We start from the raw sequence: 11584 nt of genomic DNA, 5'->3' as shown, positions 1-11584 counted from the left end.
CATTGGAACATAAATCATTCGCAACTGTATAATTTTGGTTAATCAACACGTGTGAAAAATAAATTGTAAATTAAAAGTGCAGATAAGAATCCATAAAAAATCCCTGTTAAATATTTGTAGTCAATAATTTTATTGACAAAGCTATCCGTAGTGAAAAGATAGGAAATTGAATTTAATGGTAATTCGCCATCTAATTTTATATAAATTTCTTTGACGGAAGGGTCATGGATTTGAAATAAATTAGAACGATAATGAATGTTTTGTTCGTCAATATTTGAAATACCTCTCTTTTGAACATTATAGGAGCCATCTTCTTTCACTAAAAACATTTCAATGCTATCTAACTTGTCTGTCACCTCTAACCAGTAGGACTCCTCTTTATCCTTTAATATTTCATCGGCATCTAAACGTAGCCAAATCGTATCATTCGTATGCCAAAAGAATAAATAATCGTCTTTACTAGCAACAAAGGAATGATCATATGTACCACTTATTAAATCTTCTATTGTAATTTTTTTTGACGGGTCACGAAAAATATCATAATGCTTACCCAATATAATTGGTTCTGATAATTCAGCTGCATGACATGGTAAGCTAAATTGTGTAAAAGTGACTATCAATACGACGATAAAAAAATAAAATAATAGGTTGGTTTTAATAATTTTATTTTTCATCATTTATACTTTCTCCTATCCTAATTCCTTTTATTCAGTCACTAGTAAGCTGAAGAAAATAAAGTGTTCTAAAACTAGCGTATTATGTAAATATATCACACTTTATTCTAAGTTTAGGATTTTTACGAATACTAAATAAAATATTAAAATAAAAAGTTAAGATAACAGGTGTGTTGATTAACCATTTTTATCCATTCCAATTAATTAGAAGGCTCTGATTTCCGCTACTATAGGTCAGAATGGAAATCAACTCACGTTATGGTGATGAGCCCATAAAAAAACGGTTTATTATCTGTGATTCACTAACATTTCCTTTGTTTGTAGTAATGACTTAGCCTAGTCTACCTTTTGTATAAATAAGCGGTTATTGCAAAAAATAAGACCGTCAAAATGGGCGATTTAATTACAATAAGTATTTGTAGTTTTATCACTTGTTATGACAGTTTTTTCTGCAGTATCGACGCTTTTCATACATGTGAAGAATAAACTTCAAGTGTAGAACTGGCTTCGTATTTACAAATGAAGGAGGTGAAAACATGAGCGTAGTTTATAGAATCGCTTTAGTGTTAGTCATCATTGGAGCAATTAACTGGGGACTCATAGGATTCTTTAGATTTGATTTAGTTGCCTATTTGTTCGGTGGACAAACAGCGGTATTGTCACGATGGATTTATGCATTCATTGGGTTAGCCGGAATAATATCGTTACCGATTCTTGTTATGCGATTTGATGAGGATGAAGACTTTGAGCCTTATACTACTCGTATAGACCGAAACCCAAGCTATGGTTTGGAGGCAGGTGAAGAAGCCGATTTCACTGAAGTGGAAACAACTGAAGTGGAAACAACTGAAGTGAAAAAAGTAGAGAAAAAAGATTCACCAAACAAAAATAAAAACAAAAAAAAATAACCTCAAGTTTACTCAAAAAAACTGGTGACCATTTGGTGGTTCGTCAGTTTTTTTGTTGGAGTAAACTGTAAGGTTAAATCTGCATAGAAACCAAGGATTGGAGATGAAGTGTAATTCATTCACAATCCCAGATAACGAAGCTGATTGTCGTTTGCAATAAAATTGATATTCGTTGCAACAATTAAAACCATTAATTAATCATTAGCATTGGCTCGATTAGATCCATTATAAAAATTGAAATGATGTAGACAAATACAAAATTACTAATAAATCCACCTATATGTTCAGAAATACTTATATCAGGTATGCTTATCAAAGGAATAAAACTTATACCTTATAAGTAAGAACGTGAATATCCCTTATAGACCATAGCCAGCCCTAGATGAAGAGAACCTTCACTATTAAAGGTTCATTTTATGGCTGTTGTAGAGGTGTATTTAAAGCAGTCGTGAATTTTTCCACAATAAAGTCTTTTTCGTTTGAAGTGATAATAAGTGGAGGAGACAGTGTTAGGATATTGTTAAAGCCTGCAACTGTAACGCCGTTTTTACCGATAATAAATCCTTGATCTTTACAGATACTAATCACCTTGTTGACATCAGCTACATCAATTGGAGTCTTACTATTTTTATCGCTCCAGTTTTGACTTGTTAAATTTGCCACTAAGATTCAATCCTCCTAAAAGGTAGTTTTGCAAGAATTCATCTCTATTAGGTAACAAAAGCAAAGTAGACCCCATTTGTACTTTATATGAATGCAAAAAATGATTTAGAAGGTGGATTTGTTGATTGAAAATTCAGATATATACAATCGGGTTTATTGATGTGTCAACACATCTTCAATCAGAAATGCGAGATAGAGATTTGTTTTTGTAAATGGGTTACTTAAGTCCATATCTAATAGCGTTTCTATTTTTTTTAGTTTATAAAGGACTGTGTTGCGATGAATAAATTGGCGTTCGCTAATCCTGCTAGTACTACCATTTTCCTCGAGAAAAATGCGTAAAAATTGTACGTAATCTGTGTTATGCAATTCATCATAGCGATAAAGCTGACCTAAGATGTCTTGATTATATGATTTGATTAATGTTTGATTTTGCACGGCCATGATAATTTTATAGGCACCAATTTCTTTATATTTGTATAGGAAACGGTTGTTATGAAGTTTTGCTAATTGGATTACTGTTAACGATTCATCATAGCTTTTGCGAACATTTTCAAGCTCTTTATGATAATTTCCTTTACCAATGATAATATCCAAGTAACCATTTTTTTGCGTTATTTTGTCGTATATTTCTTCAACGATTTTTGAGAAGGGAGTATTTGGTGTGTTGATTTGTGCTCTGTCGATTAAAAAGATGAGGTGATTTTTATGTTTTAGTTTTAAGAAGCGTTTATATCTATTTTGAAATGCAAATTGAATCATGACCTCATAACGGTCAATACTAGTTTGTAAACTATTTGTTGTGCATGAAATGATGGCAAACTCTCTACCTTGTGAAAAACCTAGCAGTGCTAATTGATCTTTAATATAGTTAGCGTTTTGTTTGTAGTGAAAAAGTAAGTTGTAAAGAATCTTTTCTTCTATAGAAAGCTCTTGATGATGGTTGGAAATAAATTGAAAGGTTGTTTTTAATAGATCCGCTATCCGATAACTCCAAGGCATTTGAAAAATAGGGAAATCATGTTTGTTGGCGAAATTGATGACTGACTCTGGTATATCTGGAATGTATGGGCCGGTGTTAATAATAAAACCTGCTACTTTTTTAGAGAAAGCTAGTTTTACAAGCTGTTCTAAGGAATCACCTTGTGAAGATAAATTAATCCCTGTAGTCACGACTAATTCATTAGGTCTACAAAACATAATTAAATCGATGCTTTCCACTACGTTAATCCCTGTAATTCTTCGATACGTTCCGCTATGTCCAGCTACTAATGTTAGCATTGGGAATTGAACTCCCTCTACAATTTTGCGAATCGTCCCCATTTTTTGCCCCCCTTATTATGAACATAACTTACCATATATCATGTGCAGATGCACATATTTTTTTAGTTTGCTATCCATATCTCATAATTTTTATCTCTTATAGAATGTGTATTAACTACTGTGAAAGAGAGGACTTGCATATGTATAAGTGTAATAGTAGACGCTTGCAAGAGTTACTTGAACAATTTAGTCAATTTGGAGCTACTGAAAATGGTGGTGTAACCCGTTTGTCTCTTTCGAATGAAGATATTTTAGCAAGAAACTATTTTTGTGAGTGTTGTGAAGAATTAGGGATGGATATTAAAGTCGATGATATGGGCAATATTTATGCCATTCTACCTGGGAAAAAGGATGTCCCGCCAATTGTTATGGGGTCGCATTTAGATTCTGTTGAAAAGGGTGGGAAATTTGATGGTGTATTAGGCGTTTTAACGGCAATAGAGGCCATTAGAACGTTAAAGGAAAACGAAATCGAGCTAGATATCCCTATAATGATTGTTAATTTTACGAATGAAGAAGGCGCTCGTTTTGATCCGGCAATGATGAGCTCTGGTGTCATCTCATCAAAATTTGAAAAAGAAAAAATGCTGCAATCTGTCGACAAAAATGGCACTAGTTTTAAAGCAGCACTGCAAGCAAGCGGGTATGAGGGGGATCAAGAAAATCGCTTAAAAGAAGCGCTTGCTTATATTGAATTGCATATTGAGCAAGGACCTGTTCTAGAGGCAAAACAACTGGAAATAGGAGTTGTTGAAGGTGTACTAGGTATGGTTTGCTATGAAATTACGGTAACAGGGCAGTCCAATCATGCTGGTACGACACCGATGACAATGCGTCAGGATCCGATGATTGTAACTTCAAAAATCATTACGTATTTACATGAAGAGCTCGGAAAAATTGATGAACAGCTAGTATTTACTTTTGGTCGAATGAATGTCTCTCCAAATATTCATACCGTTATACCGAACAATGTGACCTTTACGATTGATTCACGCCATCAAAAGCCAGAGATTATGCAAAAGGTTGAGGACATACTGAATCATCTTCCTACAGAGGATATGGGCTGTAACATTAAGCCAGTTAAGCTATGGGGTAGAGATACAGTCTATTTTGATACAAATATTTGTAATGAAGTGGAAAGGGCTTGTCAAAGCTTCGGCTATACTGCTCATCGAATGTTTAGCGGGGCAGGGCATGATGCGCAATATATGGCAAGTATTGTACCTTCAGCAATGATTTTCGTACCAAGTATTAATGGTAAAAGTCATTGCGAGGAAGAGGAAACAACATTTGAAGATTGTGCGAAAGGTGCAGATGTATTGCTTGAAACAGTGTTGACGCTGCAAACGAAGTTCAGTATCGGAGAGACATACACGCTACATTAATGCGAGATCTTTCTTAACAACGTCATGATCGAGCATTTTCCATTATTTCACGAAGGGTGAGGGGCAGAATGAAAAAGATTATTAAAGGTGGACGAGTAGCGACAGCTGCAGATGTTTTTGAAGCAGATATTTTAATTGAAAACGGAAAAATTGTTCAAATTGGCAAAGAATTATCCGACATAGGGGCAGAAATTATTGATGCTACAGGTAAGATCGTGATGCCAGGTGGGATTGATCCGCATACACATTTAGATATGCCATTCAATAATACTGTGACAGATGATGATTGGAGATCTGGTACAATTGCGGCGGCTTTCGGTGGGACAACTACTATTTTGGACTTCTGCTTAACAGCTGGTGAAGAAAAACTTTCAGCTGCAGTTGAAAAGTGGCATGACAAGGCAAAGGGGAAATCGGCCATCGATTATGGATTTCACTTAATGATTGCTGATTTAACCCCTGAAACGGAAGCCGAATTGCCACAAATCTTAGAGCAGGAAGGTATTACTTCAGTAAAGGTATTTATGGCTTATGCAAAAGAATTTCAAGCAACAGATCGCACACTTTTCAAGGCTTTTAAAATAGCGAAAGACCTTGGTGCTGTTGTGATGGTGCACTGTGAAAATGGTTCTGTTATTGACGAGCTTGTAGAAGACGCGCGACGTGCAGGTCATAAGGAGCCAATTTATCATGCACTCACTCGTCCAGCTGAATTAGAGGGTGAAGCGACAAAACGTGCAATTGAGCTAGCCCATATCGCAGGTGCTACTCTTTATGTCGTGCATGTAACTTGTAAAGAGGCAGTAGATGAAATCATTGCGGCACGTGAAAAAGGATATGACGTCTATGGTGAAACATGTCCACCTTATTTAACTTTAGATCAATCTGCTTTAGCACAACCAGGCTTTGAGGGTGCAAAATATGTTTGGTCCCCACCACTTCGTCCAAAATACCATCAGGAACATTTATGGAATGCGCTAAAAGCAAAACAACTACAAACGATTGGCTCTGACCAATGCTCATTTAGTTTTAAAGGCAAAAAACAATTAGGATTAAATGATTTTTCTAAAATTCCTAACGGTGGTCCATTTATTGAAGATCGCTTCAGTATTTTATATTCAGAAGGTGTAGCAAAAGGAAAAATTTCTATTAATGAGTTCGTCGATATGATTTCCACTAGTGCAGCAAAAATATTTGGTCTATTCCCACAAAAAGGGACAATTGCCATCGGTTCTGATGCCGATATCGTTATTTTTGATCCAGAAGTAAAACGAGAAATCTCGGCTAAAACACATCATATGAATGTGGATTATAACCCATATGAGGGATGGGAAGTAACAGGTGAAACAGTCAGTGTACTAGTGCGTGGAGAGTACGTCATTAAAAATAAAGAATTTGTTGGTGTACTAGGCAGTGGACAATATATAAAACGTCCATTAAAAACAGCAGCAGCAGAAGCACTAAACATTTAGCTTTTATCAGTATAGGACCGATTGCTTTGGATGGAGAACAGAGCAATCGGTCTCGTAATATCTTCATTCAACTACAGAAGACAATCTATCTCTATAGATGGTGAGATGATTGTTGATGTAGCTCTTTTCAATGTTCCTAACATCATTATGCCAAGGTGTAAGTGATAAGAAGGAAAAAATGAACACATGAGGGGGATGTGGAAATGGCTCTGAATCAAGAAAATACAATGTCCCAACAGTTAAAACGTAATTTTATTGAATTGACTAACAAGATGACAAAGAATGAGGCAATTGAGGAAGCCAATCGTTGTCTGTATTGTTATGATGCACCATGTATTAAAGCATGTCCTACGAGTATTCAAATCCCAAATTTCATAAAAAAAATTGCTTCTGGTAATATGAAGGGCTCTGCTACGACTATATTAGAAGCAAATCCAATTGGTGCAAGCTGTGCGAGGGTTTGTCCAACGGAGGAACTATGTGAAGGGGCGTGTGTGTTAAATTCCTCAACAAAGCCAATTAAAATCGGAGAGTTACAGCGCTATGCAACAGATTGGGCAATGGAAACGAATGCACAGCTATTTAAGCAAGGGCAAAGTAATGGTCAAAAGGTAGCGATTATTGGTGCAGGTCCTGCTGGTTTATCGACAGCTCGTGAACTTAGCCGTTTTGGCTATGCTGTCACAATCTATGAAGCTGAATCGAAAGCGGGTGGTTTAGGTAGCTATGGTATTGTATCGTTCCGCCTACCAAATGAAGTCGTTGATTGGGAAGTTGAGCAAATTGAAAAACTTGGTGTGGAAATCAAAACGAACACAACTGTCGGTGTTGATATTTCTGCGGATGAGATTTTAGAGCAATATGACAGTGTTATTTTAGCAGTGGGAATGGGGGCTGTCCCAAACCTTGGCATTGAAGGAGAAGATTTAGACGGCGTACATGATGCCATCGAATTTGTCAGGAAGACAAAAATGGGACCGCTTACAAAAGATATCGTTGGGAAGCGGGTAGCTGTCATTGGTGCAGGTAATACCGCGATTGACGGTGCTACATGTGCTGTGCGTTTAGGTGCTGACAATGTCCAGATTCTTTATAGAAGAACACAAAAAGAAATGACTGCGTACAAATTTGAATATGAATTTGCCAAGCAGGATGGTGTTGAATTTAAGTGGCTAACAGCACCGAAAAAAATTATTGGTAATGAGGCAGGTAAGGTAGTAGGCATTGAATGTGTGAAAATGAAGCTCGGTGAAGCAGGTGCAGATGGTCGTCAAAGGCCTGAGGTAATTGAAGGATCTGATTTTATTATTGAAGTGGATGCTGTTATTAAGGCAATAGGTCAAACACGTTTTGTGTCATTGATTGAAGCTTTTGGTTTACAACATACAAATGGCGTTGTTGATATTGACGAAACGACAATGCAAACTTCGAATGACAAAGTATTTGCATGTGGAGATGTCGTCTTCGGAAATGGTCAGGGTGAGGCGATGGTCGTAACAGCTGTACAGCAAGGCAAAGACGCAGCATACAAGATCCATGAACGTTTAAGAAAACCAAGTGGGATTGCATAAGGGAGGAACGAATATGGCAGACTTACGAATTGACTTAGCGGGCATCAAATCACCGAATCCATTTTGGCTTGCGTCAGCACCACCAACGAATTCAGGCTATCAAGTACAACGAGCATTTGAAGCTGGGTGGGGCGGTGCTGTATGGAAAACATTAGGGGAGCCGATTTTAAATGTTTCTTCAAGATTTGCAGCTGTAAGCTATAACGGACAAAGAGTAGCGGGCTTTAACAATATTGAACTAATTACTGACCGTCCGTTAGAAGTGAACTTGCAAGAAATTTATGAAACGAAAAGAAAATTCCCCGATCATGCAATCATTGCTTCTTTGATGGTTGAGCCGAAGCAAGAAAAGTGGCATGAGATTGTTAAACGAGTAGAAGATGTGGGGGTTGATGGGCTTGAGCTTAACTTTGGGTGTCCACATGGGATGGCAGAACGAGGAATGGGCTCTGCCTCTGGTCAAGTACCTGAATTGGTAGAAAAGCAAACGTACTGGGTGAAAGAGGCAGCAAAAACACCTGTAATTGTGAAGTTAACGCCAAATATTACAGATATTACGGTAACGGCAGAAGCGGCTACAAGAGGTGGAGCAGATGCTATTAGTATGATTAATACAATTAATAGTTTAGCTGGTGTCGATTTAGATACATGGAATACAATACCTCATGTTGGAGGAAAGGGTGCACACGGTGGCTATTGTGGTCCTGCCGTTAAACCAATTGCGCTCAATATGGTTGCAGAGTGTGCACGTAATCCATTAATCAATGTTCCGATTTCGGGCATTGGTGGTATTTCCAACTGGCAAGATGCTGTGGAGTTTATATTAATGGGTGCTACAGGTGTGCAAGTTTGTACAGCAGCGATGCATCATGGCTTTAGTATTGTTGAGGATATGATTGATGGACTGGGTAACTATTTAGACGATAAAGGCATTGCCTCTGTCATGGATTTAGTAGGTCGCTCAGTTGCCAGATATTCTAATTGGGGTGACCTGGATTTAAACTATAAAATCGTAGCTGAAATTAATAATGATGTTTGTATTAATTGTAACAAGTGTCATATTGCATGTGAGGATACATCGCACCAATGTATTGATTTATATACGGAAGATGGCCGGCCAATGCTGAAAGTTCGGGAAGAGGACTGTGTAGGTTGTAATTTGTGCTCAATCGTCTGTCCTGTAGATGGTGCAATTAAAATGGTTGAACGCAAACCTACAGTTCCTCCAATGACTTGGAATGAACGTCAATCTCTGATTAGCAGTCTATCAAAGTAAAAAAGTTAAAGCCTTCAGCAGATGTACGGAATCGGAAAGGAGTACTTTGTGCAAGCACAAAGCCGATTCCAGACCTAATTATGCCGAGGCATAATTGATAAAACTGAAATTCCACCTTCCTTCAGCATTTTCGTTGAAGGAAGGAATAACCCCAATGTAAGTTGTCACGGAAATTGGAAAAAAAGGAGAGATTATATGGAACGTGAAGGGAATTATTTAAAATCCCCAGATTTACTTCCAGTGACACATCAACAAAGAAATATTGGAACATTTGGTTTTGCAGTAATTTGGATAGGTATGGCAATTGTATTAGCTGCTTTTGCAATCGGTGGTTCGGCAATTATGAACTTACCATTGCCAATGGTCATTTTAGCAACCTTGATTGGCTCTTGTTTAATTGGTGTATTTATGACGTTAATTGGTGATATAGGGATTGAGCATGGCTTATCATTCCCGGTATATATGCGTGCTCCGTTCGGTACATTTGGTACACATATTCCGTCGCTAGTCCGAGGTGTAACAGCTGCATGTTGGTTCGGTCTGAACACTTATTTCGGAGCACTAGCTATAAACGGAATTTTAAATTTGCTTTTTGATTTTGATAATTGGTTTATCTGTTTCATTGTCTTTGCAGCACTTCAGTTATTTAATACTTCGCTAGGTATTAAATCTATTGAGCGCTTTGCAGATTTAGCAGCGCCAGTTATTATTTTAATTTCTTGCTGGATGTATTATACATTGGCAGATACTGCAACAGCTCAAGGGAAAAATATTTGGACGTGGGTAGAAACGCCTACGACAGGATTTACAGCCTTCACAGCATTTATGGTAGTGATTATGGCGAATATGGGCTTTTGGTCGACATTAGCAGCCGACATGCCCTCACTTTCACGCTTCTTTAAAGCACCAAAAAATGAACACAATTGGTTCAAACGCAATAAAACACAGTTAGTTGGCTCTTTAATCGTCATGCCAATTACAAATACTTTCATTGTGACAATAGGTGCTGTTTGTTACATGGCTGTTGCCTCAGCAGATCCTATAAATGCATTACAGCAAAGTGCTAGTGGTTTTATATTAGGCATTTTACTATTAATGATCGTGCTAGCACAATGGTCAACTAACACCTCTGCAAATGTTATACCAGCGGCAACAATTTTCTCAAATATCGGTGGTCCAAAAGTACCGTTTTGGGTTGGGGTTGTTATTGCGGGGATAATTGGTATTCTTGCGCAGCCATGGAGTTTATTTGATGTGTTAGTAAACGCACTTTTAATTATCGGAGGTATTTTAACAGCCATAGTCGGTATTTTATATGCTGATTATTATTTAATTCGTAAACGACGTGTACATGTAAAAGCACTTTATGAATTAGAAGGTCAATTTAAGTATTGGAATGGTTTTAACTTAGCAGGTTTAATCGCTTGGGTTATCGGTGGCGCAGTGGCAAATATTTTCTCGACTTATTCATCATTAGTAGGGTTCTTTGTAGGAGCATTCGTATATTATGTTTTAGCGAAGTATTGGTGGTTTAGAAAGTACCCTCAAGCTGAGCTAGAAGATTCAAGCGATGCAAAATATTTAGGTATTACAGCTGGTCATAATTTGGATGAACTATTTGGACAGCAACAAACGCCTGCGCCAACTGCTGTTCCAGATGAGGGTGATGTCGTTGAGCAACCAGATCCGCTGTTAGAAATAAAAGGTGCCGATTGAAAATTAAACGCCAAGATTTTCACAAAAGAGATGAGGTGATGGCATGTCAGAATACCAACAAAGCACAGAAGAAATAAAAAAGGTGGATCATTATTTAGATAGTGGCTTTAAGATCAAATATGTTTACGAAAATTTAAGTGGATTGTTTGTAGAATTTGCGCGTCAAGAAGAGGTTATACTGTTGCAAATTTTAACAGCAGATGCCCGTAAATACTTCTCTGCAAAGCTTCAGGAACAGACATTATTGCAGTAACAAAGTAAACTCTATTCCATTCAACGTCTTACGTAATGGAATAGAGTTTTTTTACATAATAAAATCTAAGTTGTGATTCGATTACGGCTAAAGCAAGATAAAAATTGTTGCTACAACAACTATCCAATTGTAATGACAGCCGAAGTGGTGGAAAGAACCGTCAAAGTCGTGGAAAGAACCGCCGAAGCGACGGATAGAATCGTCGAAGCGACGGATAGAACAGCCAAGGCGACGGATAGAATAGCCGAAGCGACGGATGGAATCGCCAAAGTGATGGATAGAACAGCTAAAGTCGTGGATAGAACAGCCAAAGTCGTGGATAGAACAGCCAAAGTCGTGGATA

The 11584-nt window shown here is 37.5% G+C and carries 10 protein-coding genes and 1 pseudogene; 7 read left to right on the top strand and 4 right to left on the bottom strand.

What is annotated here, in order from left to right:
- Positions 1-38: 38 nt before the first annotated feature.
- On the bottom strand, positions 39-677 hold the full coding sequence (locus QRN68_RS04770; protein WP_285395564.1) for a 7TMR-DISMED2 domain-containing protein: 639 nt from the start codon (positions 675-677) through the stop codon (positions 39-41).
- A 533-nt stretch (positions 678-1210) separates the two neighbouring features.
- Between QRN68_RS04770 and QRN68_RS04765 the strand changes: the two genes are divergently transcribed.
- The gene (locus tag QRN68_RS04765) at positions 1211-1582 is read left to right on the top strand and encodes a DUF378 domain-containing protein (protein ID WP_285395562.1); all 372 of its coding nucleotides are present in this window, start codon (positions 1211-1213) and stop codon (positions 1580-1582) included.
- A gap of 414 nt (positions 1583-1996) precedes the next feature.
- Here the strand turns inward: QRN68_RS04765 and QRN68_RS04760 are convergent.
- Both QRN68_RS04760 and QRN68_RS04755 read right to left on the bottom strand, forming a co-directional pair.
- Positions 1997-2215, bottom strand: a pseudogene (locus QRN68_RS04760) (aspartate aminotransferase family protein); the annotation flags it as partial.
- 183 nt (positions 2216-2398) lie between these two features.
- Positions 2399-3568, bottom strand: coding sequence for a PucR family transcriptional regulator (locus QRN68_RS04755; RefSeq protein ID WP_285395560.1), 1170 nt, complete (start codon positions 3566-3568; stop codon positions 2399-2401).
- Positions 3569-3708: 140 nt separating this feature from the next.
- On the opposite strand from QRN68_RS04755, the gene QRN68_RS04750 reads away from it, so the two are divergent.
- From QRN68_RS04750 to QRN68_RS04725, 6 genes are all read left to right on the top strand, one after another.
- Complete coding sequence (locus tag QRN68_RS04750; protein WP_285395558.1) at positions 3709-4953, top strand: Zn-dependent hydrolase; 1245 nt, start codon at positions 3709-3711, stop codon at positions 4951-4953.
- Positions 4954-5021: 68 nt separating this feature from the next.
- On the top strand, positions 5022-6425 hold the full coding sequence (gene hydA, locus QRN68_RS04745) for a dihydropyrimidinase (protein WP_285395556.1): 1404 nt from the start codon (positions 5022-5024) through the stop codon (positions 6423-6425).
- Positions 6426-6628: 203 nt separating this feature from the next.
- Positions 6629-7996, top strand: coding sequence for an NAD(P)-dependent oxidoreductase (locus QRN68_RS04740; RefSeq protein ID WP_285395554.1), 1368 nt, complete (start codon positions 6629-6631; stop codon positions 7994-7996).
- Positions 7997-8009: 13 nt separating this feature from the next.
- Positions 8010-9272, top strand: coding sequence for an NAD-dependent dihydropyrimidine dehydrogenase subunit PreA (gene preA / locus QRN68_RS04735; protein ID WP_285395552.1), 1263 nt, complete (start codon positions 8010-8012; stop codon positions 9270-9272).
- Between the two features lie 195 nt (positions 9273-9467).
- Entirely contained in the window at positions 9468-10988 is a 1521-nt protein-coding gene (locus tag QRN68_RS04730) for an NCS1 family transporter (RefSeq protein WP_285395551.1), read from the top strand.
- Positions 10989-11031: 43 nt separating this feature from the next.
- Positions 11032-11241: a hypothetical protein gene (locus tag QRN68_RS04725; RefSeq protein ID WP_285395550.1), complete on the top strand. Its 210-nt coding sequence runs from the start codon at positions 11032-11034 to the stop codon at positions 11239-11241.
- 119 nt (positions 11242-11360) lie between these two features.
- On the opposite strand, the gene QRN68_RS04720 is transcribed toward QRN68_RS04725, so the two are convergent.
- Positions 11361-11584, bottom strand: a 224-nt coding sequence (locus QRN68_RS04720; protein ID WP_285395549.1) for a hypothetical protein, incomplete at its 5' end; no start/stop codon positions are given.

The sequence above is a fragment of the Lysinibacillus sp. fls2-241-R2A-57 genome (assembly GCF_030209535.1).
GTDB lineage: Bacteria > Bacillota > Bacilli > Bacillales_A > Planococcaceae > Lysinibacillus.
Note: the sequence above shows the minus strand (reverse complement) of the source record. Positions and strands in the feature narration are given on the sequence as shown.

What these genes read in the sequence shown, in the direction of transcription:
- QRN68_RS04770 (WP_285395564.1), bottom strand. Translation starts at nt 677, where the DNA reads ATGATGAAAAATAAAATTATTAAAACCAACCTATTATTTTATTTTTTT.
- QRN68_RS04765 (WP_285395562.1), top strand. Translation starts at nt 1,211, where the DNA reads ATGAGCGTAGTTTATAGAATCGCTTTAGTGTTAGTCATCATTGGAGCA.
- QRN68_RS04755 (WP_285395560.1), bottom strand. Translation starts at nt 3,568, where the DNA reads ATGGGGACGATTCGCAAAATTGTAGAGGGAGTTCAATTCCCAATGCTA.
- QRN68_RS04750 (WP_285395558.1), top strand. Translation starts at nt 3,709, where the DNA reads ATGTATAAGTGTAATAGTAGACGCTTGCAAGAGTTACTTGAACAATTT.
- hydA (WP_285395556.1), top strand. Translation starts at nt 5,022, where the DNA reads ATGAAAAAGATTATTAAAGGTGGACGAGTAGCGACAGCTGCAGATGTT.
- QRN68_RS04740 (WP_285395554.1), top strand. Translation starts at nt 6,629, where the DNA reads ATGGCTCTGAATCAAGAAAATACAATGTCCCAACAGTTAAAACGTAAT.
- preA (WP_285395552.1), top strand. Translation starts at nt 8,010, where the DNA reads ATGGCAGACTTACGAATTGACTTAGCGGGCATCAAATCACCGAATCCA.
- QRN68_RS04730 (WP_285395551.1), top strand. Translation starts at nt 9,468, where the DNA reads ATGGAACGTGAAGGGAATTATTTAAAATCCCCAGATTTACTTCCAGTG.
- QRN68_RS04725 (WP_285395550.1), top strand. Translation starts at nt 11,032, where the DNA reads ATGTCAGAATACCAACAAAGCACAGAAGAAATAAAAAAGGTGGATCAT.